The organism is Streptomyces sp. NBC_00258, from assembly GCF_036182465.1.
Taxonomy (GTDB): Bacteria; Actinomycetota; Actinomycetes; order Streptomycetales; family Streptomycetaceae; genus Streptomyces.
The window spans coordinates 330,736-353,866 of sequence record NZ_CP108081.1 but is presented as its reverse complement, the minus strand read 5'-3'; the positions used below and the strand labels follow the sequence as shown (position 1 = coordinate 353,866).

General features: G+C 66.0%; 19 protein-coding genes and 3 pseudogenes. 10 read left to right on the top strand and 12 right to left on the bottom strand.

Going from position 1 to position 23,131, the window contains the following annotated elements:
• Positions 1 to 27: 27 nt before the first annotated feature.
• From OG718_RS01550 to OG718_RS01535, 4 genes are all read left to right on the top strand, one after another.
• Positions 28 to 2,565, top strand: a complete 2,538-nt coding sequence (locus tag OG718_RS01550) for an ATP-binding protein (RefSeq protein WP_328842887.1) — start codon at positions 28 to 30, stop codon at positions 2,563 to 2,565.
• 162 nt (positions 2,566 to 2,727) lie between these two features.
• Complete coding sequence (locus OG718_RS01545; RefSeq protein ID WP_328842886.1) at positions 2,728 to 4,338, top strand: zinc-ribbon domain-containing protein; 1,611 nt, start codon at positions 2,728 to 2,730, stop codon at positions 4,336 to 4,338.
• A gap of 1,663 nt (positions 4,339 to 6,001) precedes the next feature.
• Positions 6,002 to 6,175, top strand: a complete 174-nt coding sequence (locus OG718_RS01540; protein ID WP_328842885.1) for a hypothetical protein — start codon at positions 6,002 to 6,004, stop codon at positions 6,173 to 6,175.
• Between the two features lie 881 nt (positions 6,176 to 7,056).
• Positions 7,057 to 7,866 carry an SAM-dependent methyltransferase gene (locus OG718_RS01535; protein ID WP_328842884.1) on the top strand — a complete coding sequence of 270 codons (810 nt, stop codon included), beginning with the start codon at positions 7,057 to 7,059 and terminating at the stop codon, positions 7,864 to 7,866.
• A gap of 50 nt (positions 7,867 to 7,916) precedes the next feature.
• Here the strand turns inward: OG718_RS01535 and OG718_RS01530 are convergent.
• Positions 7,917 to 8,295: pseudogene (locus OG718_RS01530) on the bottom strand (ISL3 family transposase); the annotation flags it as partial.
• Positions 8,296 to 8,491: 196 nt separating this feature from the next.
• On the bottom strand, positions 8,492 to 9,139 hold the full coding sequence (locus tag OG718_RS01525) for an FMN-dependent NADH-azoreductase (protein WP_328842883.1): 648 nt from the start codon (positions 9,137 to 9,139) through the stop codon (positions 8,492 to 8,494).
• A 151-nt stretch (positions 9,140 to 9,290) separates the two neighbouring features.
• On the opposite strand from OG718_RS01525, the gene OG718_RS01520 reads away from it, so the two are divergent.
• Complete coding sequence (locus OG718_RS01520; RefSeq protein ID WP_328842882.1) at positions 9,291 to 9,704, top strand: winged helix-turn-helix transcriptional regulator; 414 nt, start codon at positions 9,291 to 9,293, stop codon at positions 9,702 to 9,704.
• Positions 9,705 to 9,725: 21 nt separating this feature from the next.
• Here the strand turns inward: OG718_RS01520 and OG718_RS01515 are convergent, their stop codons facing one another.
• The 4 genes from OG718_RS01515 to OG718_RS01500 all read right to left on the bottom strand — a co-directional run bounded on the left by OG718_RS01515 (position 9,726) and on the right by OG718_RS01500 (position 12,036).
• Positions 9,726 to 9,890, bottom strand: coding sequence for a hypothetical protein (locus OG718_RS01515; protein ID WP_328842881.1), 165 nt, complete (start codon positions 9,888 to 9,890; stop codon positions 9,726 to 9,728).
• Complete coding sequence (locus OG718_RS01510) at positions 9,887 to 10,570, bottom strand: DsbA family oxidoreductase (protein ID WP_328842880.1); 684 nt, start codon at positions 10,568 to 10,570, stop codon at positions 9,887 to 9,889. Before OG718_RS01510 ends, OG718_RS01515 begins: the two co-directional genes overlap by 4 nt.
• A 239-nt stretch (positions 10,571 to 10,809) precedes the next feature.
• On the bottom strand, positions 10,810 to 11,673 hold the full coding sequence (locus OG718_RS01505; protein ID WP_328842879.1) for a DUF5753 domain-containing protein: 864 nt from the start codon (positions 11,671 to 11,673) through the stop codon (positions 10,810 to 10,812).
• A 129-nt stretch (positions 11,674 to 11,802) separates the two neighbouring features.
• Entirely contained in the window at positions 11,803 to 12,036 is a 234-nt protein-coding gene (locus OG718_RS01500) for a DUF397 domain-containing protein (protein WP_328842878.1), read from the bottom strand.
• 724 nt (positions 12,037 to 12,760) lie between these two features.
• Between OG718_RS01500 and OG718_RS01495 the strand changes: the two genes are divergently transcribed.
• Positions 12,761 to 13,282 carry a hypothetical protein gene (locus OG718_RS01495; RefSeq protein ID WP_328842877.1) on the top strand — a complete coding sequence of 174 codons (522 nt, stop codon included), beginning with the start codon at positions 12,761 to 12,763 and terminating at the stop codon, positions 13,280 to 13,282.
• Here OG718_RS01495 and OG718_RS01490 read toward each other — a convergent pair.
• Both OG718_RS01490 and OG718_RS01485 read right to left on the bottom strand, forming a co-directional pair.
• Positions 13,266 to 14,264, bottom strand: coding sequence for a hypothetical protein (locus tag OG718_RS01490; protein ID WP_328848001.1), 999 nt, complete (start codon positions 14,262 to 14,264; stop codon positions 13,266 to 13,268). The genes OG718_RS01495 and OG718_RS01490 overlap by 17 nt on opposite strands.
• A gap of 173 nt (positions 14,265 to 14,437) precedes the next feature.
• A pseudogene (locus OG718_RS01485) lies at positions 14,438 to 14,662 on the bottom strand (CbrC family protein); the annotation flags it as partial.
• A gap of 521 nt (positions 14,663 to 15,183) precedes the next feature.
• On the opposite strand from OG718_RS01485, the gene OG718_RS01480 reads away from it, so the two are divergent.
• Complete coding sequence (locus tag OG718_RS01480; RefSeq protein WP_328842876.1) at positions 15,184 to 15,771, top strand: TlpA family protein disulfide reductase; 588 nt, start codon at positions 15,184 to 15,186, stop codon at positions 15,769 to 15,771.
• Between the two features lie 4 nt (positions 15,772 to 15,775).
• Positions 15,776 to 16,540, top strand: a complete 765-nt coding sequence (locus OG718_RS01475; RefSeq protein WP_328842875.1) for a cytochrome c biogenesis CcdA family protein — start codon at positions 15,776 to 15,778, stop codon at positions 16,538 to 16,540.
• 374 nt (positions 16,541 to 16,914) lie between these two features.
• Here the strand turns inward: OG718_RS01475 and OG718_RS01470 are convergent, their stop codons facing one another.
• From OG718_RS01470 to OG718_RS01455, 4 genes and pseudogenes are all read right to left on the bottom strand, one after another.
• The gene (locus OG718_RS01470; RefSeq protein ID WP_328842874.1) at positions 16,915 to 17,226 is read right to left on the bottom strand and encodes a hypothetical protein; all 312 of its coding nucleotides are present in this window, start codon (positions 17,224 to 17,226) and stop codon (positions 16,915 to 16,917) included.
• Positions 17,227 to 17,790: 564 nt separating this feature from the next.
• Positions 17,791 to 18,225 carry a hypothetical protein gene (locus OG718_RS01465; protein WP_328842873.1) on the bottom strand — a complete coding sequence of 145 codons (435 nt, stop codon included), beginning with the start codon at positions 18,223 to 18,225 and terminating at the stop codon, positions 17,791 to 17,793.
• Positions 18,226 to 18,868: 643 nt separating this feature from the next.
• A pseudogene (locus OG718_RS01460) lies at positions 18,869 to 19,744 on the bottom strand (ISAs1 family transposase); the annotation flags it as partial.
• 352 nt (positions 19,745 to 20,096) lie between these two features.
• On the bottom strand, positions 20,097 to 20,729 hold the full coding sequence (locus OG718_RS01455; protein WP_328842872.1) for a GIY-YIG nuclease family protein: 633 nt from the start codon (positions 20,727 to 20,729) through the stop codon (positions 20,097 to 20,099).
• 696 nt (positions 20,730 to 21,425) lie between these two features.
• On the opposite strand from OG718_RS01455, the gene OG718_RS01450 reads away from it, so the two are divergent.
• Positions 21,426 to 22,640: an ABC-three component system protein gene (locus OG718_RS01450; protein WP_328842871.1), complete on the top strand. Its 1,215-nt coding sequence runs from the start codon at positions 21,426 to 21,428 to the stop codon at positions 22,638 to 22,640.
• A complete protein-coding gene (locus OG718_RS01445; RefSeq protein ID WP_328842870.1) occupies positions 22,637 to 23,122 on the top strand; it encodes a three component ABC system middle component in 486 nt (161 codons plus the stop codon). Before OG718_RS01450 ends, OG718_RS01445 begins: the two co-directional genes overlap by 4 nt.
• Positions 23,123 to 23,131: the final 9 nt, after the last annotated feature.

Below are 23,131 nucleotides of genomic sequence, written 5' to 3'. Positions count from 1 at the left end.
AGCAGCGGAACCAGCTTTGTGCACCGTATGGACCTCCGTGCGGCCGATGCCGCACACCTCTACGCGGCAGGACGAGACCTCCATATCGGAACGCAGCCGCCCCAGGCACCAGCCGCGGCGTTGCGGACGCTGCCTCGGGACACCACCGCATTCACCGGCCGCCGCACTGAGACGGAGCACTTGCTGGCCAGCGCGTCCTCGGCGCAGAGTCAGGGCATCCACATCGTCAGTGGCATGCCCGGCGTAGGAAAGACCGCCTTGGCGGTGCATGTCGCCCATCTCCTCGTGACCTCCTACCCGTGCGGTCAGCTATTCGTCCGGCTGCACGCCCACACTCCTGGTCGGCAACCCGCTGACCCCGCCGAAGCGCTGGGATCACTGCTGGTCGGTCTGGGTGTGGATCCCCGGCACCTTCCCCACAGCCTGGATGCCCGGTCGCGCCTGTGGAGAGACCGCCTTGCCGGGCGACGCATACTGATCGTTCTCGACGATGCCGCCTCGCGCACACAAGTGGAACCGCTCCTGCCCGGAGATCCCAACTGCCTGGTCATGATCACCAGCAGGCGCCGTCTGGCCTTTCCCGAAGGCGCCGCGTCACTCGCCCTTGGCGTGCTCCCGCCGACAGATGCGAGCCTGCTTTTTACACGGCTGGCCGGCCGGGAGGTCCGATCCGCCCAGAATGACGCTGTAGCTCGGATCAATGAGCTGTGCGGCCGCCTTCCGCTCGCCATCGCATTGCTGGCGAGCCGCATCGCCCACCGACCCCACTGGGATCTGGCCACCTTTGCCAGCGAGCTGGCCTGCGCCCAGGACCGCCTGGAGGAACTTGCCACAGGAGATCTCGCCACTGCGGCAGCCTTCACCATGTCCTACCGCGCTCTGCCGTCCGGTCGGAAGCGTCTCTTTCGTCTGCTGGGCCTGCACCCCGGGCCCGACATCGACGCCTACGCCGCGTCTGCACTGACCGGCACACCGTTGCCCGCCGTGCGGCGTGAACTCGAGGCCCTCTACGACGACCACCTCGTCGACTCGGAGAGGCCCGGCCGATACCACCTCCACGACCTGCTGCGCATGTACGCACGGGACGCGGCCAACGCCGATCCCGCACAAGAACACACAGAAGCCATTGACCGGCTGACGGACTACTACAGGCAGGCCGCTGCAGCAGCCTGCCGGCACGGTACGGCCGAGGTTCACGCTCCACTGCCCCCTTCAGGACCGGCCCTTGCTCTACCAGAACACGCCACACACCAGGACGCTGTGGAGTGGATGAGGGCAGAGCATGCCAATCTCACTGCTTGCGCTCTGCACGCGGCGGAATCCGGCAGGCACACTCAGACCTTCCGCCTGGCCGCCACCCTGGCCGATTTCCTCCATCACAGCGCTCACTGGGGTGAAGCTGCCCGGCTACATGAGGCTGCCGTGCGCGCAGCCCTCGGCGCCCGCGACCAGCGGGCCACAGCGACGGCGCTGTACAACCTGGGCCGTGTCCACTCCGCGACAGGCAATTTCGAGCGCGCCGCAGCACTGCTGCGCGCCGCAGCCCGGCTTGCTGCTGCCGAGAACCTTCCGGCACAGGCCCACGCCCTGTGCGCCCTGGGCCAGGTGCGTTTCGCCACGGGCGCCTACCCCGAAGCAGGCCGTCATCTGCACCAGGCACTGAACCTGCACCGCGCGGGTGTCAATCGCCTCGGCGAGGCGGACGCCCTGTGGGAGCTGGGCCGCGTGCACGACATCACCAGTGATTTCCCGCAGGCGGCAGTACTGGCCCGACAGGCACTGGACCTCTACACATCGGCGGAACATGAACCTGGTCAGGCCAAGACCCTGTGGCTGCTGAGCCGGATCCGCCACATGACAGGGCACTACGCCGAGGCCGACCAGCTTGCCGGGCGGGCGCTGATCATCTATCGCAGACTGCGAGAACGTACCGGTGAAGCAAACGCCCTGTGGGAACTAGGCCGAGTGGCATGCGGGAGAGGAGACCAACTGACGGCAGGCCGCTTCGGCCAGCAAGCACTCACCCTCTACCAGACCCTGGGGGACCGGCTGGGGGAAGCCAGCGCTCTGTGGCTGCTGAGCCGGATTCTGCTCGCTGCACACGAAGCGGCCGCGGCTGAAGACCTGGCGCAACAAGCCCACGACCTGTACCGCAGACTCGGCAACCAACACGGCGAAGCCAATGCACTGCTAGAACTCGGCAAGGCCAAGACCATGTCACAGCATCACGCGCAGGCCACCGTGCTGCTGACTCGCTCTCGCGAACTGTTCAGGGCAGCAGAGGACATCCAAGGAGAGGCAGAAGCTCTCAACAGCAGCGGCGACCTGCTGGCGGTCACAGACGCCCCCCGCGCGCTGGCCACATACGAGCAGGCCCTTCACCTCGCGCGGCAGGCCAGTAGCCCCAAGGACCAAGCCCACGCCCTCGAAGGCGCAGCGTCCTGCCATCAGCGCTGCGGACGATGGCGCGCTGCACTCACCTGTTGGGCGCAGGCTCTGAGCTTGCATGAGTGGATGGGCACCCGGCCCGCACTGGCCACGTGCTCCGTCCTCGCCCCAATCTAGTGTCTCGTGATCCTGATTGTGTTACTTCGAGTTAGTATTGAAGATTTTCTTCGTATTGGCCTGGACGAGTCAGACCTTGGCAAGGATCTCGCCCATGGACGGCCTTGTCAGTGACGGCTGTCAGAATCTGCAGCCATGGGCAAGCGGCGAAGTACTACCGAGATGGCTGCAGTTCGGGCCCGGCTGAAGGCCGAGTTCGTGTCCAACCTGTCCAGCCCGGGCACGGTGCTGGAAGACATGCCGCTGTCCTCCACAGACCGGTGCCAGTGGCGCTGCTCGGCAAAAGGATGCGGTCACCAGTGGCCCGCCCGGCTGCAGTTCCGCACCCGTCCCGTCAAACCCTCGGGGTGCCCTGAGTGCTGGCAGCGCCGCAACCGGGCTCCCGGCCCGGGAGAATCACTGGCCGATCTGAATCCTGCTCTGGCACGGCAGTTCCGCCGCAACCTCAGCCGTCCCGACCGCGGTCCGGACACCCTGCGCCCGCAGTCCCATGACCTGTGCGAGTGGGAGTGCGCTCAAGGGCATTTCTGGTCGGCGGCGCTCGCCAACCGCACCAATGGCCGCCGGTGCCCGGACTGCACCGGCCACGGGCGGTCCCCGTTCGAGTGCAACGTTGCCATGCTCGTCGAGGCCGCCTCCGGGCTCAGCGTGGAACTGGACCACCGCCTCCGCCTGCCCGGGCGCCGTCAGGACCGCTTCGACCTGTACCTGTCCGAGCCGGCCCCGGGCCTGCTCATCGACCTGGACCCGGAATGGACCCACGGCAGGCCAGGAAGCCTGGAGCGTGACACCGCGAAGACGGTGGCAGCACTCGCCGCCGGACTCGACGTGGAACGCATCCGAAGCCGCGGGCTCCCGCCCGTTCCGGTACATGGCCTCGCCCACCATGAGGCCGGGCCGGGGGTGAACCCCGAAGACTGGACGGACGCGGTGGGTGTCGTACTGCGACGCCGCGGCCTTTCCTGGCGACAGCTCACACCGGCCGAGGTCACCGCGGCCCTCACGAAGGGGGCGCAGCTGTGGGAGACGGCCACCGCCGGCCCCGAGGTGTTGGCGGCGGACGTGGCGCCGCACCTTGAGGAGGAGTTCGTCGCGAACCTCACCAACCCGGGCAAGACCCCCGCTCGGATGCCTCCCGGCTGCAATGACGTGTGTCTTTGGCGGTGCCGGAAGCCGGACTGCGGCTACGAATGGAAGACCGTACTGAACAGCCGGGCACTTGCCGGCCGCGGCTGCCGCCAGTGCGGTCACGCACAGGTGGGCGCGGCAAACAGCAGGCCGGGCCCCGGTGCATCACTCGCCGAGGCCAATCCGACGATGGCCGAAGAACTCATCGATGTCGTCGGCCACCCCGGCTGGACCGCGTACGACCTGCTCCCCACGTCGAACAAAACCTGCCGGTGGAGGTGCCCCGAACCGCACTGCCGCTTCGAGTACCCCGCCCCTCCAAACCGCCGCACAGGCCAGTCGAGCGGATGCCCCCGGTGCGCTCGCCGACGCACCGTTGCCGCCAGGGTGCGCCCCAAGCCCGGCAAATCCCTGCAGGACGTGCACCCGGCCATCGCCAGCGAGCTTGCCGAAGTGATCGACGAACCGAACATGACCGCGAAGGAACTCGGGCCGAGCTCCACCAAACTGTGCCGGTGGGCCTGTTCGAAGCCCGGCTGTCCGGGACGCTGGGACGCTACGCCCGATCAGCGCTCCCGCCGCGACGGCACCGGCAAACGCTGCCCGGTGTGCCACCCACCGCGAAAAAGCCGCACCCCGCCGTGATCCCGGCCCCCGCCTCGCGCCTTCTCACCGCGTCACGTCGCCGCTCGCCTCCGACGGGCCGCGTGTGCGCCTCCACCAGCGCTACTTGTGCTGCTCTCGCCAGCCGTGCAGCCGGTTGTCCACCGAGATGGCTGTTCTCGCCGGTGTGGCGCGCCTAGTCCGGTATGACGACTTCCTGCAGTTCATCCACACGCCGTCCCTGAAGGAGCTGGGGCCACCGAGGAACTCGTCAGACGCCTGGCAGCCGACGACCTTCCCACCCTCACGCTGCTGGACTCCATACTGCAACGACCACCGGGACGCGCTGACCCGGAATCCGGCGCCCTTGCCCCGGACGAAGACCGCGAGGAAAACGTTAACAATGTAAACAGTTCCTCTCGTCCCGTCGGCAACAGCAAGGGGCGTGCCCTGCGCCAGCTCAGAGAGCAACGTCCGGATCTGCTGGCCCGTGTGGAGCCGGGAGACCTCCCCTCCCTTTCACGCGCCCATGGTCGAAGCGGGCCTGCGCGACAGAACACTGAGCGCGCCGGTAGGGGAGGACCTCGAGAAGCTTGCCCGCAGTCTCCGCAAGAACCTCACCCCAGACGCCCTGCAGACACTCATTGTCCTGCTGTCATCCGAGCAGCGTTGACAGCGCGTGTGAAATGTAGCTTCTGGTAGCCAAGGGGTAGGGCAGCGGGGGCCACGGTGGTCCGTCATGGACCTGTCCGTCGTCACCGCAGTGCCAATGGTGCGAGAGAGCGGCGAAGTCTTTAAGGGGCGTTCATTTCAGCGTCCCGGCCGTCCGGGCGACGCCGTTCGGCCATCATCATGCCGATCGGGATCGCATCCCCACCGACGGCGACCCGCTCACCCCTGGGGGCAAGTGCCCGTGGGTGTCGGCGTAGTCCCCCGTGGCTGTCAGCAGCAGGGCATGCCCACGGGAACGCGGATTCCACACGATCCCCTTCTCTGCCTGGCAGTGCATGGGGCCCGGACGCACCCGGGCCCGTCACTGGTTGACAGCCGACGGTGGTGATCGTCGTCCCGGCCCGCCCGATGAGTACGTCGTGTGTCCTGCAGGCCGCCCCGGCAGTTGCATGGTGCTCCATAGCGGCCGGGAATGGCCGTGCCGGGACGCGAAAATCTTGCAGGCCTTTTGCATCTGCACGTGCAGAATTGAGGAGCGAGACATTCCGGTGAGGTCCTGGGTCCCGCATGCGCCGTACATTCGATCGAATGTGATGAAAAGTCAAAGTCCCCATCCCTCCGCCTGTCGGCGCCACTTGAAACATTCCGTAACCAGTTGAGTCGAAAATCAGACCGACGTTGATTCATGGTGATCAATGATCAGTCCGAAATGATCAATGGAGTGAGAGGTGGTGTCGGCGTGTGTTTCGATGAGCCTCAACGCGGTTCCGCGGCAATCCCGTTGCATGGCCTCAACGTGTGGCGGGCACCGTGAGGGGCCGCTAATGTGACCGCGTCGAATCGGTGGCAGCGTTGAGTGAATGCCGCCGCAACACGCAAAAGCCCCGGGGTGAAGCAACACCCTGGGGCTCGCGCGATCAACGGAGGAGCAAAAATCCGCATGACTGATCGATTAAACCGGGAACGGGTTGAGACACCCCCGGTCATCAGCGAAATTAGCATTCCGCGTCAGTGGGGTCTACCGACTCGGCAGATGCGCATCTGGAGTGTGGAGCTCTGTCTCGGGCTGTTCCTCGCGGCCGGAGTCCTGGTCTGGCTCGCTGCCGGGGACGCCGAAGGGGCTGTCCTGGGCGTAGCGGGCGGCGTCCTGGGGGTCGCGTTGAGGAACCGGTCCGCCATCCGCTACCTGCGTATCCGCAGCGACTGACACGCCGCGGCTTCGCCCCGCGTGATGACCGCGCAGGGCGAAGCCGCGTCCCCCGTCCGCGGACACGCAACCCGGCATGCCGCGCCGGTGTGTTCACGACGGCGGCCTGCCGGACCCCGCGCCGGGCGCTGATGCCCACGGTGTGGGCTCGGCCATCCGATAGTGCGGAGCCGGCCGGCCGCAACCGGACGAGTCTTGTGCACCGCCCTCGGCCCCGCTGGCCGTCTCCGGAGTCTCCAACTGCCCGGGGCGCCGCACACTGCTTCAGCCCCAGCCGGCTTCGCTGTCTTCCGGTGCCTGGAGTACCCCTGCTCCGTGCGCCGCGTGCACGTCTGCACCGGTGAGGCGGGCACGGTCGAAGCCCTTGTCGAGCACCTGATCGCAGTCTGGCCACAGCGCTCTCCATCTCCATCCTCGGTCCAGCAGCCGCCACCTGCCGTCTGCTGCGCTCGGCGCTGGCTGGCCGGACATGCGGCTGCCGTACATCCCCGGCCAGGCAGGTCCGTCACGTACTGCCACCCCCTCGGCGGACTCCCTCGCCCTGCACCACCCCCTGGGGCTTCTTCCCCGTGAAGCGGCGGACCTCATGGGCGTACAGCCCCCGTCATGGGGGGCCTGCTCGCATCCGCCGAACACGCCGTCCCGCCCTGCCCGCTCACCCACGTGAACAGGCTCCCGCGCACGCCGGAGCGCGGTACCCCATCCCTCGCGCTCGCGCACCGCGACTCCGCGCCCCGCGTGACACGTGGTGACGCCCTTTACGCCCCACACCTTGCGCCGCATCGCCCGTTCGTGGCCTGTGCCCCGCGTGAACTGCGCCTCTACGATGAGCAGTTCACGTAGTGCAGCTGCACTCGGTGCCGCATCGGGGAGGATCATCCATGGGCCAGCACACGCCGTCGGACCGCGAGATCGACGTCATGACACCGAGCGTGGCCCGCATGTACGACTGGCTGCTGGGCGGCACCGACAACTACGCCAGTGACCGGGAAGCCTGCGAAAGTCTCCTGAAGATCGCTCCGAGCAGCAAAGACCTTGCCCTGACCAACCGTGCTTTCCTGCGTCGCGTCGTGCATTTCCTGGCCCAGGAACGCGGCATCCGGCAGTTCCTCGACCACGGATCAGGCCTGCCCACCCGTGACAACGTCCACCAAGTCGCCCAGCGAGTCCATCCCGACACCCGTGTCGTCTATGTCGACAACGACCCCATCGTCCTGGCCCACGGCCGCACCATGCTCGAGGAGAACGCGCAGACTGCCGTCCTGTGTGCCGACATGCGCCGTACCGATGACATCTTCAACCACCCGGAGACCGGGCGGCTGATCAGAAAGAACGAGCCCACCGCTGCCCTGTTCGTCTCTGTCCTGCACTGTCTGCCGGACCACGACGACCCGGGCGCGCTCCTGCGCCGGGTGGCGAAGCAGCTCGCCCCCGGAAGTTACCTGGTGGTCTGCCAAATTGTCAGCGACGACGAAGGCGTCCGCCGGGGCGTCACGGAGATGATGGCGGCCGCCACCGGAGGCCACTGGGGGAGGGTCCGCTCCAAGGAAGAGGTGACGGCGTTCGTCAAGGGTTGGGAGCTGCTCGACCCAGGACTGGTCGAAGTCAGCACCTGGCGGCCCGACTCCGATTTGACGGTATGGAACTCCGGCAACGAATGGGAGGAATGGGGCGGCGTGGTGGCCCTCTAGCTGTATTGCCCACGAGCGTTGTTGACAGTGGGATGCGAATGCAACGAGCAGGCGACGCCGAGGGGTTCGGCAACGCGAGCGATGGTCAGCCACTGGACGACGATCGCTTCCAGGGCCCACCTCAGCCCGCGCCGAGACAGCTTCGCCCTGGGCTCGGCGGCGAGGGTGGTGTCTTGACGCCACACGTGGCCGCATCCGGTGCAGCGGCAGCGGCACATCGTGACCATTGGCTCGTGGGCTAACTTGCGTGTCACGGCGTCTCGTGGGGCGCCCTCGCAGCCGCAACGACGGCACCGCCGGTCTGGCTCGACGACTCGGCGCGCGAGTACGGAACGGTCGGTCGGCTTCGAGCCGTTGACCGGTGGCTTCGAGGCCGAGTTCGTCGAGCCGGGTGAACGTGGTCAGGTCGGGATCGGCGAGAGGAGTCAGACAAGTCGGATGCGCTTGGTTGGCTGCGACCTTCGAGTCACCCGCCGCCAGCTGAACCGAGTCTGGATCGCGCACGAGTGGTCGGACGCGGTGGCCACGCTGAGCGGCCTGTTCGAGGACGTGTACACCGGTGCGGCCGCTGCCGACAAGGATGAGCAGATCAGTCACGGGGGTTACCCCGCGGTCGGTTCGGGGTTCAGGCGGCGGTCGTGCCGTTGGCGATCGCGGCGGCGAGCTCGCGGGCACGGTGGTGGGCGCTGGCCATGGACGCCTCGTGCTTCGGCAGCAGGGCGGCCAGGGCCGGGGCGTGGGGCACCATCGTCAGTTCGGGAATGACAGTGGTGATGTCGAGGCCGAGCATGTCCTCGCGGCCGAGCATGGCCTCGAGGGTGGGCACGACGTAGTCCAGGCCGTGCTTGGGTGCGCCGGGACCGTAGCCGCCGCCGCGCGCCGAAATCACCACGGCTGGACGACCGGCGGCCGGCGAGGGAGCCTCGAAGTCCATGGTGCGGCCGAAGACCATGATCTGGTCCAGCCACGCCTTGAACACCGACGGCATCGTCAGGTTGTACATCGGGACCGTGAAGAGATAGGCGCTTGCGCCGAGGAACTCTTCGATCAACGCGTCCTGTATCGCGGCCGCCTCGGCTTCCTCGGGCGTGTACTGAGCGGGGGCGGTGGCGCGGGCGTTGATGCCGGCCGCGGATAGATGAGGCACGGGCGAAGCAGCCAGGTCGCGGTGAACGACGTCGCCGCTCCAGCCGTCGAGGAGGGACTGCGCGACCTGGCGCGAGACCGAGGCCCTGCCGAGCGAGGAGGAGTCGATGTGAAGCAGGTACGACATGGGTTGGGTCCTTTGGGAGTGGGTGTGAGCGCGCTCCAGTGATCCGAGAGCGGGCCCGCACGAGGGGCTGTTGTCGTGGATTGGTGTGTGATCGCCCCGAGGGCGTTACATACTGGTAGTGCGGTTGCACACCGGATGAGAGGTTGTTGAGATGGCGTCAGCGCGACAGATCGCAGGTCCGTGCCAGACATGGCCGGAGGACAGCGCGTTCATCCGCGAGGTGCTCGACCGCATCGGCGACAAGTGGACCGTGCTGATCATCAGCACCCTGAACGCCGGTCCGTTGCGCTACTCCGACTTGCAGGCGAGCATCCCGGGGATCTCCCAGCGGATGCTGACCCAGACGCTCAAGCACCTCGAGCGTGATGGGCTGATCACCCGGACTGCGTACCCCGAGGTCCCTCCCAGGGTGGAGTACGAGCTCACCAAGCTGGGCCGGTCGCTGATGGGAGCGGTCATGGCGATGGCGGGCTGGGCCGCTGCCCACCACCGTGAGATCGCCGCCAACCGGGCGGTCAGCGAGCTGACCGGAGTCGGCCGAGGCAAGGCCGCGGTCAGCGCGTAGACGAACCGCCGTGGTGGTGCCTCACCGCTCCGCAGCGCCGGGCGTGTCGTGCGCGGCTGTCTCGTTGAGAGCCTCACCGCCGCTCGTCTCGTCGGTGGGGTCGATGTGGCAGACCCCGGTGTCGGGCTCGCACCACCCGCCGGCAGGGGCCGCGACGATCTGGAGGCCACCCTTCGGCCCGCTCATGACACACGCTTGCTCGACACGGGCCCGGCCACCTGCTCCAGCAGCTGGCCGTAGACCGGAACCTTCTGGGCCCCCGGGGCAGCGACCCGCCGATCGAGGACGACGAACGGCACGCCGGTCGCGCCCAGCTCCACACCTTCGGCCCGGTCGGCACGTACGCGGTCGGCGAACTCACCGCTTGCGAGGATCGCGTGCACTCGCCGGCTGTCCAGCCCGACCGACTCGGCGACCCCGGCCAGGGAGTCAGGGGCGTAAGGGTTGAGGGCGCCGACGAAGAAGCCGTCCTGGACAGCCGAGAACAACTCGAACCCCAGCCCCTCGTCGTTGGCGTACTGCACCACGCGGTGCAGGTCGAAGGTGTTGGCACTGAGACGATCCAGCGTGAACTCGAGGCCCTCCTTGCGGGCGATCGCCTGGATCCGGCGCTCTGCCGCCATGAAGTGGGCGGCGGTTCCGCCGTGGGTACGAATGAAGGCTTCCTCGACCATCTCCGGCTGCTTTGGCGCGGCAGGGTTCAGCTCGAAGGACCGCATTACGACCTTGAACCGATCCGCGTCCGGGCGCTGCTCGATCGCGGTCCGGAGCCGGTGCTTGGCGACGTAGCACCACGGGCAACCCAGGTCGGACCACATCTCGATGACGACCTGCGCCCCCTCGGGGTGCGTTACCTGCTCAACCATCTTCCTTCCTCACCTCACTGCTAGTGCGTAACACCATCATGAGTGAGTAAGGGAGAGCTTACAAAAGGCACTTTCAAGTGCGTGGACACCGCGCGACAGGCACTGCACGCTCATCTGCGAAGAGCCCTCATCGCTGGCCGCCGTAGGAAGGCATGCGGCAGGGGAGGCCGGCCCCGTACGTGCTGAAGCTGTGCAATGCGGCTTCAGCACGTAACGCTGCAGGTCAATACATCAGCCAGTCACCTCTGCCGGTAGCTGGCGATCGCCTCACGCAGCAGTTCTTCTGTGCGGCCCCGGGGCGCCGCCTGCTCCATCAGCCGGTTCAACACCAGCCGGTACGTCTCGGTTTCGGCGGGGCGCGTGAGGTAGATGGCGCTGTCGATGCTCTCCACGTAGACGACCTCCGGCGGCCCGCCATCCCGCAGCCGCAGATGCGTGATCGGGTAGGGCGGAGACACATCACCGCTGTTGACGAACTCGACGATGCGGATGTTGATACCTGGGATTTTGCCTATCTCCAGCAGCTGCTCCAGCTGGCGGCGCATTACCTCTGCTCCGCCGCGGGGCCGTCGGAGCACGCCTTCGTCCAGCAGAGCGGTGACGTGGGGCCGGTCCTCCTGGTGCAGAATGCGCTGGCGTTCCATCCGCAGAGTGACACGCCGGTCGTTGGCGGCGTCCAGAGGGAGCGCAGCCGACACCACAGCGTGTGCGTACTCGCGTGTCTGCAGCAGGCCAGGGACGACGAGCGCCTCGTACATGATGATGCGTTCGGCGCCTTGCTCAAGACTGATCAGCCGACGCAGGAAGCCCGGGGTCACATCGCTGTACTGGGTGTACCAGGCGCCATTCTGGGACAGAGACAGAAGGTATTCGATCTCTGCCGTTTCTTCGCGGCTCGCCCCGTAGAAGACCGCCAGATCCCGCACATCACGCACTTTGGCCGGACTGACCGCTCGCTCCAGGCGGCTGACCTTCGCAGCCGACCCCCGGATCACCTCGGCTGCCTCGCCGAGAGTCAACCGGCGATCGAGACGCAGCCGACGAAGACGCTCTCCCAGCAGACGGGCCGCGGTCTCCGGCGGTTGCCGCGGCAGCGCCGTCACCGGTACCGCGCGGGCCTGGGGCCCATCTGATCTGTCGCGCACATACACTCCTTCGCGAGACCAACGCTTGTCCGAGTCTTCCAGAGTTGAGCGGCATGCGGGTCCGGACAAGCGCTGGCTTACGCCGAGTTACGCAGTCATTCCGTCGAACTCGCCGTTGCGGGCGCCGGCTACGAAGGCCGCGAGTTCCTCGCGCGTGTACACCAGCGCGGGGCCGCCGGGATGGCGGGAATTGCGCAGAGCGACGCGCCCGTCGGGAAGGCAGGCGACTTCTACGCAGTTGCCGGCCCCCTGACTGGCTGTGCTCTTCACCCAGGTGACGTCCTGGATCTGGTCGGCGGCCACGCCGTTGTCGTACTGCATGCCGGTCTCCTCGTGAGTGATGAGATCCGCCGCGATTTCTCATATGCAATTGCACGGCGGGTATGTCATGCAAAGGTAGGGGTGGCCGGACGGCCTGAAAATCCCTCAAAAGGGTTCCTCTGACCCCGCGGTGCACACGGCGTCGGCTCCGCGGTATGCACACCGTCCGGTTCCCTCTGGTGTGCGCATCTGTCTCTCTGGGGGCGGCTCGGCCCGGCGCTGCTGCCGACACCGGCAGCAGGGGATCCAGGCAGGGCGATCCGCGGCAGAATCCCGGCGTCGGAAGGTGGCCTTCTCCCGCCGTGCCGGAGCCGGGCGCGGCGGCAGTGGCCCCCTCTCGTGGGTGCCTGGTGCCGCTCAAGTGGCGCACTGTCTTTGGCATCCGACCCTGCGGCCAGATGGTGCCCATCCCGTCACTCGTGCGGATCACGGGCGCCGGATGCGTCGTCGTCATCGGCGTATGCCCGCTCGGTGAGCAGGGCTGTGGCTCCGCTTCTGCCGCCACTGCGATGATCGCCCTGTCCGTGAAACGGAAACTGAGCTGTGCCCGGTACGGACCTGCGCCGTGCCCACGTCCGATGTCTGAGACGGCATCCGCTGGGCGGCAGGCTGCGGTCGTCCAGCCGGCTGCGTGAGACGGGCGGTGCGGTCGGCGAGGGGACTTGTTGTCGGTGCCTGCTGGGACACTCAAAGGGCGGAGCACGTTCAGCAAGGGAGATACCTCATGGCTCGCAACAGCGGATTCAAGATCAACAAGAAAGGCATCCGGGAGATGATGGGAGAGATCCAACGGGAGGTGGACAAGCACCCGGTCACCGCCCGGGTGCAGGCCGATCCCGAGGTGTCCTTCGGTGACACGAACGTCTTCAACGGGCCGGTCATCCACGGCGACGTCCGCGGCTCTCAACTGGCGTGGGGCAACAGCTCCGTGAGCCAGAGCCAGGACCAGAGCAAGCCCATCGCCCCGGGCTTCGAGGCCGTCACCGAGGCCGTGGTGGACACACTCCGGCAACTGCCCACGCTCGGTGTGTCTGACGAGGAGCTTGAAGACGCCTCGGCGGTGGGGGAGGAGATCCTCAACCAGGTCGTTCAGCCCGAGCCTGACCGCGGCGTGATCCGGCGTGCTGTGGCCGCCCTGAAGGGCTACCTTGCGCCGATCGCCACGGGAGCGGTCACGGCTGGGGCTGTCACGGGTGGCGAGGAGACGGCACGGGTTTTGATCGAACGTCTCAGCACGGCTCTGTAGGACCCGGCTCAAGGCCTGGTGGATGACGGATGCCTCTGCTGTGCAACCCACCCGGGTGGGTTGCACAGCAGAGGCATCCGTACGGTCCGGACGCGTTCGCTGATCCGATCCCTGCAGCACCGACCCGAGGTCCACGGCTGGCCAGCAGGAGGGAAACCGGCCCGTGCGGCAGGCTGCTGGCGGGCCCGGCCGGCAGGCCAAGCGCTGCTGCCGCCCCACTGCCTAACGTGACGGTACCCCTGGCTGCAGGACGGCACCGTGGGCAGGAGGAGGCGCGCCGGGCTACCGCCTGTTCCTCGGCGGTGGCAGCAGTGCTGTATCGCAGCGGAGACACGTTGTAACTCAGCGACGCACCACCGGTGTGCAGGACATCGGCTGGCTTGTAGTTCGGCAGGTAGGAGGAGTTGTCCCAGCGCAGGCCGAAGGAGGAAAACTTCCACTCCGCCAGCGGGTTCGTTTCGACCCAGGGCGCTGGCCACTGCGGTTCGAACTTCATGTTCCAGATGGCCCCCTGCCCCGGTTCTGCCCTCCTGGACACCATGAAGTGAGGGTCGGCCTTGATCTGGGCGACACTACGGGGGCCTGGGTCCAACCCGCCCTGAGTCAAGGCGATATTGTCCGGAACGGTCACATAGTTTGGGTCTGTGCCGACCAGCGTCGCGTCGATGGCGTTCGTGCCAGCCGCGTAGAAGTCGGAGAAGTAGTAGTCGAAATAGATCTCGCGCGAGTCAGCCGCCGGCACCGTCGCGATGGCCGACACGGTCATCTGCGTGAATCCGACGACCTTGCCGTTGACGATCCATTCGGCAGCGAACCAGCGGGACTCGCACATCGCGAAGCGCGAGGCGATCCACATGCTGGCGTCATTGGCGGTGTGTGCCTTGCACTCCGCAAGCGGCATGGTGCGCTGTGGGTCATCGACAACCCGCGGTGCGAGGCCGGCAGACGGGACGGGTTCCCCGACAGTGACGTTGTGCTGCACGCCACGGACTCCCTCGGGGCCGGTGCGATGCACTGCCGAGGTTGCGCCCTTGCATCAACGGCACCGACGTTGCTGCGGGCTGGGAATAGGAGACCGCGATGGGAGTCCTCGGCGACAGCGCAGATGGTGCAGCGGAAGAGTATGGCGCTTGCCCCGTCGCCGAGGTGGGTCACGAAGTGCTCCAGCTGGGTTGCCTCGTGCCCGCCGCCCATGCGCACGTCGAGCCGGAGCTGGACGAGAGCTTCGGGGTGCGCCGCCAACTCGGTGTGTCCGACTTCGCCGATGAAGACGGTCGCGTTCTGGCAGTGGACGAGCCAGCGCGGATCCCGCCAGACGTGGAAGCCGGGTGTGCGGCGGGTGACCTCTCGTAAGGTCTCCTCGGTGATGCCGTCGAGCACTTCCGGTCGCAGAAGTAGCGGCGAACCCGGAGAGAGACCGCGACCCGCCGCGAGCCCAACGGCGGCTCACCCAAGCTGCGTTGATACGAGCTGTGCGCCCGTCTCGCCTGCTTGCGAGCGACCCGGCCGGTGGACACTGCCTCCACCACCAGGACGCCGGAGGAGTCGCTGACCCGCTCCACTTGCACGGCGATTCCGGGAAACAGCACATCCTCAACCGTCTTGCTCGTCACGGCAGGAACACGCTGCCGAAACGTCCCCCGTTCTGGCCCCGGACCTGGGGATTCATCAAACTGCGGACAGAGCCAATCCCAGGGAGCGTCACCTGCTTCCTGCGTGCGACGCCCGCTGACCACGGGAGGCAGAACCAGCAGAACCAGCGGAGGCGTACGCAGGTTTCGCGGTCACCCGGAGTCCGGCCGGAGTACCAAGCGGACCAGCCGAGAGCAGCCCGACGCCGAAGCCGCCCTGCATCAGGGGGCGGCGAACGGCTCTCGTGCGGGCCATGCGAAACTTTTCACATGAATCTTAGTCGCGTCTCTCCTGCCGCCTTGTTGGTTGCCGCGGGGGCGTTAACCCTAGGCGCCTGCGGCAATGGTGAGACCGGGAGCGGTGACCAACCGGACTATGCAGCCAGTTCTGACGGCATCTCCACCGTCGCCAAGGCCGAGCGGCAGCCGACGAACGATGTCAAAGGCGAAACCCTCGAGGGGAAGCAGCTGGATGTCGCCGATTTCAAAGGCAAGATTATCGTGATTAACGTGTGGGGTTCATGGTGTCCGCCCTGCCGTGCCGAGACCCCAAATTTCGTGAAGGTTGCCAAGGAGACCAAGGCGAAAGGAGTGGAATTTTTGGGTATCAATACTCGTGACGCCAACCGGCGGCAAGCCATCGCCTTCGAAACTGACTACAGTGTGCGATACCCGAGCTTGTACGATCCAACGGGGAAGGTGGTCTTGCATGGATTCCCCAAGGGAACCCTGAATCCGCAGACCGTCCCTTCCACGATCGTTCTCGACCGTGACGGGAAAATCGCAGCCCGTTCGCTGCGTCCGCTTTCCGAGGAAAACCTACGGAAGATGATCAGCCCACTGCTCGCGGAGAAGTGATCCGGTGGAATTCCTTGCCGAAGCCCCTGCCCTGAACACAACTGTTCTTGATGGCGCTATTCTCGTCGCCCTACCCATCTGCGTGCTTGCCGGCCTTGTGTCTTTCTTCTCGCCATGCGTTCTTCCGCTCGTGCCGGGCTATCTCTCGTATGTCACTGGAATCTCCGGAACTGATTTGGCAGCAGCCCGCCGCGGTCGAATGGTGGCCGGTGCTTCCCTCTTTGTCCTTGGGTTCACCGTCGTATTCGTGTCAGGAGGTGCGCTCTTCGGCTTCTTCGGCTCCACACTCCAGGAGTACCGGGGCCTTCTGTCGAAGATCCTCGGTGTATTGATGATTTTTATGGGTGTGTTCTTCATGGGATTGATGCCATGGCTGACACAGCGTGAATTCCGCTTTCACAAGCGGCCGGTGTCTGGGCTCATGGGCGCCCCACTGCTGGGAGCTCTGTTCGGTGTCGGCTGGACACCGTGTCTTGGCCCCACGCTCTCCTCGGTGACGATTCTCGCGGCCAGCCAGGGAAGCGCCGGTCGCGGGGCGCTTCTGACCGTCGCATACTGCATCGGGCTCGGGCTGCCGTTCGTCCTGGCGGCCGTTGCCTTCCGTAAGTCGCTCGGCGCCTTCGCCTGGATCAAGAAGCGGTACGTGTGGGTTATGCGGATCGGAGGGATCATGATGATCGCGACCGGCCTGCTGCTGCTGACGGGAATCTGGGACAGCATGATCCAGTCGATGCAGGGCTGGTCAAATGGCTTCACCGTGGGGATCTGAGCGACAGCGCTTTCCCTGTGGGCGCGGGGCATAGACAGCGGGCCGATCCCCTGGCGGCCGAAAGACTCCAGCAAGGCGGCGCCCGGGCCAGAGCAGCGTGTTTGCATGGTTCCGTGCAGGTCGGCCGTGCACAGCGCGGGCTGACGTGCCCGCATGCGCAGTTGGCCTTCGGCATCCACTGCTCGGTGGCGATCGCGCGCGACCGGGTAGATCCATGACCAGGCGGACCCAGTCGCCTCCGCGTCACTGATCACGACGACATCTCAAAGGCTGCGAACATCACTGACCTCAAGATCCTCGCAGGTCGACGTATGGACTTGGTCGCCGACCGCACCGGTATGGTCAATCGCCTCAAAACACGCAGCTCACCGATGTCATCCCCGGTCCGGAGCGGGCGTTGGATCTGACCAGTACAGGCCCGCTCGCTTTGCTGATCGTCTGTCAGCCCCCGTCGCGCTGCGCCAGATCGACAGCGGCCGGCTGGTGACCTGGTTGCGCACCGCTACGTCGTCCGCGCCGACCGGTTGGCCGAGATGATTGTCCATGCCGTCGAACATCAACACACCGGCCTGTCGGAGGAGCAACGGGCCGCCCGGCTGGTGCACACCCTGGCGTAGGAGCTGCTGGCCCTCAAACAGGAGGCTGCCGAGCTTGATAAAGCCATCGGCGTCCGGGTTCGCGACCACCGGCCGTTGAAGTGATTACCAGCATGCCGGGCCTGGAGATCATCCTCGGCACGGAGTCTGTGGCCGCCGTCGGCGGCGGCATGGCGATCTCCGGCGCCACCGTCGCCGGTTTCGCACCAGTGCCTCGTGACTCCGGGACGATCAGCGGCAACCCTCGGCGTCCTCAGCAGTACAACCGTCGCCCGTGGAGAGCTCCCTGCAGCTCTGCACTGCTTCAGGATCCGGCACTGCGAGGAGAATCGCGCCGGCTCTACAACGACAAAAACGCCGAGACCAGGCGCCACACCCAGGCCGTGCTTGCTCCGGCCTGCCGTCGCGTCAACGTTCTCTGGCCTACGGCGTAAACGGACGACGCCACGAACTCACGCTGCCTGCCGCTCTCACGGCTGTCGAGAGGCGACATCAAGGAGACAGTTTTCTCCGCCAGCGTCTCTGCGCTGTTTCAACGGGAATTCCTGATGGAAGGATGCAGCAACTTTTCGTGGTGAGCGCCCCGATGCAATCGGGGCGCTCACCACGATGAAAGGCGGATTTTACATCAGCGCGAATGTGCAGGATTCATGGCTACGACGTGACGCTATACGTGTTAGAGCAAGTCAGCCCGGAACTGTTGTTGCCGATGCAGACCCAGAACGTATAGGGCCTGTTCTCAGTCAGGTTTCCGCCCACGGTCTTCGTGTACGGAGCGCTGTGCCCCAGTGTGTCCGCTACGCGAACGGGACTCGTGCTCAAGTAGGCACTGATGCCGTAGCCGTCGCCGTAAACATCGACTGCCTCGAGCTCGTCCCCGGTCGCCCTCCAGTACGCCGATCCGACCGCTCTGCCATTGTGGTAGATAACCGCTGAGCGCGACCCGTCACTCTGCTGTGCACTGACAGAGAAATCGACGTTCGACGGACCAGCAGCGGCAGTTCCTGCGCCCACGGTCAGGACTAGGCCGATGGTGACGCCGGCAGTCGTCAGCAGCTTTGCGGCACGCTTTCCTATGGAGATGCTCATTCCCACCCGTTCGTTGCACGAAATGAAGGTCGCCCAAGAACTTAATCGAACTCACAACCAAATGCTAGGCATATATTAAGCCTCGACGAAATCTCGCCAATGATCAAATCGGGAAGAATGCCCAGCTTATGGGTGGAATAGCTAATTCCCCTCTGTAGTGCCCCGCACAGTGTGATTCGCCGTGGCATGCCGAAAGTTGCGGTGCGATGGTGTTCACGCTCAAGGGCCGTGGGAGAGAGTGGTGGTTTGCCCGTGTGAGTGGAGTCCTGCGATCACTTGGACGATGTCACTCATGTGTTTGCGATGGCCAAGGTGGCGGGCGAAAGCTGGCCATTTCTTCAGGCACGCGGCGCCGGCTCGACATGGATACGCTGTGAGTGCTCCTTGCCAACGTCGACCCCGGCCCAGATCTTTAACATGGCCGCCTCCGCCAGCTGGTTGTTATGCAGGGCTTCGGCGTAGTCGGCGGGCGTCCGTTTCGTGATCACTTGAGGCCGAGCAGGGCGAGCGGGCGGTCCGGGTTGCGGGCGTTGTGTCGCAGAGCTGCGGCGATGTTGGTCGCGCCGGCGAGCCGCAGGGCGCCGATGGCGAGGTTGCGCCAAGTGGCCATCGCCCGGGGCGCGTTGCCGGTTCGCAGCTGTGAGGCGTCTTCGGCGAACGTGGTGTCTCTGACGTGGTGCAGGGCCTCGATCTGCCAGTGATCACGGATCAGGGTCGCCAGCTGGGCGGGGTTGGCTTGCTCGGCGGTGAGGCTGGTGACGGCGTAAACGGTCTTGATGGTGGTCCTGCCGGTCTTGCGGTCGGTGCGACGGCGCTTGATCTGCACGGCCTGCCGGGCTCCGGGGAAGAGCAGGCTGTTGACCGTGACCACCTTGGTCCGTCGGATCTCCGAGCGTCCGTGGCCGATGCCCCGCACGCGGCCCTGCAGCGGGATCTCTGCCCACGGAAGGGATCTGAGCTGCTTGCGGAGCTTCTTCTGGTTGCGCTTGACGATCACGATGTAGTGGGCTTCACGGCCGAGAAGCTAGTCGGCATGCTCGCGTTGGGCGTGCATGGCGTCGCTGGTGACGACCACCCCGGCCAGGTCGGCCATGGTCTCCAGCAGCGGCTTGAAGCAGGTGATCTCGTTCGTCTTCTCGCCGACGTCCAGCTGGGCCAGGACCAGGCCGGTGGTGTGCTCCAGGGCTGCGAGCAGGTGGATCTTGCGGCCCTTCGCTTTGGCCGCTCCGCGAAGGCTCTTGCCGTCGACCGCCAGGCCGCGCAGCCGGCCCTGGGTTCGGTTTTGGCGGTCGGCGAGCCAGCGGCCGACTGCGAGGTCCAGTGCGTCGCCGTCGATCCGGGCCAGCAGTCGTCGGACCGTCGTTTCCGCAGGCAAGGACCGTTTGGGGAACAGAGGGTCGAGTCGCACGCCGACGTGTTCCAGTACGTGGGGTGGAGCGTCGGTGATCCATTCGCCGACCGCCAGCAGCGACGTTGCCCCCGCCAGCACCGCGCACGCGGCCAGGGCAAGGACGCCCACCAGAGCGTGGCGCACTCCACGGGGATCACGCGGATCGGGCACCTGGGCGAGGCGGCCCAGTAGTCCGGGCACTTCTTCCGGCTCGGCCTCTGGATGCTCGCGGAGTTGGTCAAGGGCAGGCGGGATCAGCGATGATGCTTCGGCAGGCACGGTCTTCCAGGCAGGTCACGGGGCGTCGAGAACTCCATGATCTTGGAAGCCGTGCCTGTTCCGCTCTCCTTGGCGGACCGTCATGAACCGGATACCCGGCGACTACGCCGAAGCCCTGGCTTGCCAGGCCCGGACCGACGCGTCACCATGAGGAACAGCGACTCGTGGGCGACCAGGTCACAGCGCTGCAACTGCCAGTGCACTATTCGTGGTCAGGGTTGAACTCGCCGAACTGTCGCAGGAATTCATCCGCCGCTTCGACAATCACCTCTACGGGGTCCGCGACACGGCGAAAGTCAAACCACTCACCATTGATCCGCCTCTGGTCGAACCTGTCATGCAGGTGGCGTTCCAGAAGAAATCCCCCACGGGCACTCCAACGCAGGACAAGGGGAGATGCGGATCCCGCCTGCAGCGACTTCATCCGGCCCTCGATCTCCGTGGCCACGCCGATCTTCACGGCCTTCGGGTTGTCCTCCGACGACACGACGTACACCCAACGGCTATCAAGTGCAGGTTGCTTGGGAATGCGACGACGCACGCTCATCACAGCCTCCACGCTCTTCATGCGGTCCTCCAGATCCTCGTACTCGCGCGCCTTCTCCTCGATGATCTTCGTCGCTACTGTGTTGAGAACGGCACGAGCCTCCTGGGCAGTGGCAGCACCAGATTCGATCAGATCCAAGATCTCGATGACAGCAGGGATCTCAATATCTGTGCCATAACTGGGCGCCTCCCGGCGTACTTCACTTCCTTGGAACAACCTCCAATTCAGCGAGACGCCTCGGATTGGGCAGTCCGCAATTTTCAGATGCACGGTGAAGGTCTGACCCACGAAAAAAGCCCTGTCGTTGACGTGTACAGCTGAGGACCACTGAAGTCTGTCAGGGGCCACTGACACTGAGACTGCGTCAGGAGAGCGCTGCCGCGTGCTGCCGCTGCCGTGGCCCGCATAGAGCATGGGCGACGCGTCTCCTTCGCTGCCTTTGCCCCGGCCCGAAACGGGCCTCGGCTGTCGCTACGGGCTGCAGTACACGGTGAAGACTCCCTTGGTCAGGGCCCTGGTATATGTGCGTGTCTGCGAGGAGATGCCGCTGCTCGCTGCCGCATACGGATGCAGACAGGCCGGGCTGGGCGATGACGGTGTTGATGTGGGGCTCAACTGGAGCGCGCCTACACGGATGCGGTACAGCATCCTCGATGCTGCCGATCAGGCAGGGCTCTGGCCGGGATGGCGGGCGGCCCACTGGACGATGCGGTTGCAGAGAGGAGTGGAGGGCCGGACAAAGGGCCTGCCCGGGGATGACTGCGCGTGGATCTACGGAAGATTGCAGAGGCATGCGCGGTGGGTGCTATTTTGTCCCGCAGGGGGAGTGGCGAGCTCGATCTCGCGAGGTAGGTCAACTTCCCGAAGTCGTGTTCTCCGCCAGCCGGTTGACCGGGCACGGTGGTAGGACTTGCGCTGCTCAGGCAGGCTCGATCAGTAGTGGGGAACGTGGCGCAAGCAGGGTCGCATTCGGCGGCAGGGCAGATGACTGGGTACCTCTACCAGTGCGAACTGGCCCTTTTGGAGCTGGCCCGGCACAGCTGGCAGGACGCCACCGTGGAAGTCCGTATGGAGCTCCTCGACGACATCGAGTTCCTGGACCCGCAGGACAACACACCGCGGGAGCTCCTGCAGTCCAAACACCGTGAAGCAGCCGGCCCGCTGAGCGAGACCGGAAAGGACTTCTGGCGCTCCGTCGCCTCATGGATCGACGCTCTGAAGGCCCTCTCCGACCGCTCAGAAACGTCGATGCCTCTCCTGCGCCTGGTCTCGACCCAGATCGCCATCGAGAACACGTTCCTGCACCAACTGCGCCCCGGAGCCGGCAGAGATGCGAGCAAAGCGCTGGCACGGATGGAGGAGGTCGCCAAGGACGAGGACGGGCCCGACGGCACCGCAAAGGACCGCGCCCTGTTCATGGGGCTGACCCCCGCCCAGCGCCATCAGCTCGTCAGTGCCATCACCGTCAACGACGGCGCCCCCGTGATGTCAGACCTCGACTCTAGTCTGGCCAAAGAACTGGGGATCACGCCAAGCGGCCACGCTCAGGCCGCCCTCGACGAGATCAAAGGGTGGTGGTACGGAATGGCTGTCCGGCTACTGGAGCGCAAGAACCGAGACCGCATGCTCCCCTCCGTCAAGGCCGAGCAGCTCATGTGCCGTCGGGACGAGATCATCGGCCGGTATGCCGGCAAGAGCCTCCCGATCACGCAGAAACTGAACGACCTCACCCAGGCCGAGATCTCCGGCTATGCGGACCGTCTGGTCGTGACCCAGATGCGCTGGATCGGGCTGCCCGACGACGAAGTTGCCATGCATCTGCGTGACTACCACTACGCACGAGCACAGCGCTCCGAATGGCTGCGGACCTTCAAGGTCACCCCGGAAAGACTCGAGGAGTACGAAGGCGAACTCCACTACGAGTGGGAGACCGCCTTTCGCCGCCGCACCCGCCGCATCCGCGACGACATGAGTGAGGCAGACCGCCAGTGCACCGGCCAGGAAATCCTGGACGACACCATGGACAGAGTCGCGGACACGCCGCTCAACCCGGGCAGCGTCACCGCTCCGTGGATCGGCAAGGGAAGCATCCACGGCCTGTCCGACCAGGCCGACACCGCGGACGCGGACCGGGCCGTGGGCTGGCACCCCGACTACGGCCAACTGTGCAAGCGCCGCAATGAAACGCAGGAACAGTGACGACGGACCTCCACCGCAATGTGCCCGAGGCGCAGGCGCTGTTCAACCCGGCCTTCGGCGCCTACCTCCTCGCCAGCGGCATCAACGCCGCCGTGAAGAAGGCGGAAAGGCCGCTGCCCTGGCCCAGCGCCTTCCTGATCCTGCCCTTCGTGCTGCCCACAGACACCCGCGGCTCCCTGCCCGCCAAGTCCACCGTCACACTGACGGCCTGGGCGCACGACCACCCGCGCCTACGCGCTGCCTTCGCAGAACGCGCCGCCGTCCTGACCGATTACACGCGCGCCAGCCTGCGCACAGCCATGCGCCACCACGCCATAGACGTCACCTCCTCCGGGCTGATCTGCCCCCGGACTCCCAAGCCGGCCTCCGCCGCACCCGGTGAAGAAGTCGCCGACTGCGTCCGGGCAGCGGCACTCATCGGCCGCTGGCTCGCAGTGACCGACCCGCCCCGGGCGTTCACCGTCCTCGGTATCCGACCCTGACCCGTCCCC

Excerpts from the sequence above, each read along its gene's own strand:
- OG718_RS01540 (WP_328842885.1), top strand. The coding sequence starts at position 6,002 with ATGCGCATCTGGAGTGTGGAGCTCTGTCTCGGGCTGTTCCTCGCGGCC.
- OG718_RS01495 (WP_328842877.1), top strand. The coding sequence starts at position 12,761 with ATGGCTCGCAACAGCGGATTCAAGATCAACAAGAAAGGCATCCGGGAG.
- OG718_RS01525 (WP_328842883.1), bottom strand. The coding sequence starts at position 9,139 with ATGTCGTACCTGCTTCACATCGACTCCTCCTCGCTCGGCAGGGCCTCG.
- OG718_RS01510 (WP_328842880.1), bottom strand. The coding sequence starts at position 10,570 with ATGGTTGAGCAGGTAACGCACCCCGAGGGGGCGCAGGTCGTCATCGAG.
- OG718_RS01480 (WP_328842876.1), top strand. The coding sequence starts at position 15,184 with ATGAATCTTAGTCGCGTCTCTCCTGCCGCCTTGTTGGTTGCCGCGGGG.
- OG718_RS01535 (WP_328842884.1), top strand. The coding sequence starts at position 7,057 with ATGGGCCAGCACACGCCGTCGGACCGCGAGATCGACGTCATGACACCG.
- OG718_RS01545 (WP_328842886.1), top strand. The coding sequence starts at position 2,728 with ATGGCTGCAGTTCGGGCCCGGCTGAAGGCCGAGTTCGTGTCCAACCTG.
- OG718_RS01520 (WP_328842882.1), top strand. The coding sequence starts at position 9,291 with ATGGCGTCAGCGCGACAGATCGCAGGTCCGTGCCAGACATGGCCGGAG.
- OG718_RS01450 (WP_328842871.1), top strand. The coding sequence starts at position 21,426 with ATGACTGGGTACCTCTACCAGTGCGAACTGGCCCTTTTGGAGCTGGCC.
- OG718_RS01515 (WP_328842881.1), bottom strand. The coding sequence starts at position 9,890 with ATGAGCGGGCCGAAGGGTGGCCTCCAGATCGTCGCGGCCCCTGCCGGC.
- OG718_RS01550 (WP_328842887.1), top strand. The coding sequence starts at position 28 with ATGGACCTCCGTGCGGCCGATGCCGCACACCTCTACGCGGCAGGACGA.
- OG718_RS01500 (WP_328842878.1), bottom strand. The coding sequence starts at position 12,036 with ATGCAGTACGACAACGGCGTGGCCGCCGACCAGATCCAGGACGTCACC.
- OG718_RS01465 (WP_328842873.1), bottom strand. The coding sequence starts at position 18,225 with ATGAGCATCTCCATAGGAAAGCGTGCCGCAAAGCTGCTGACGACTGCC.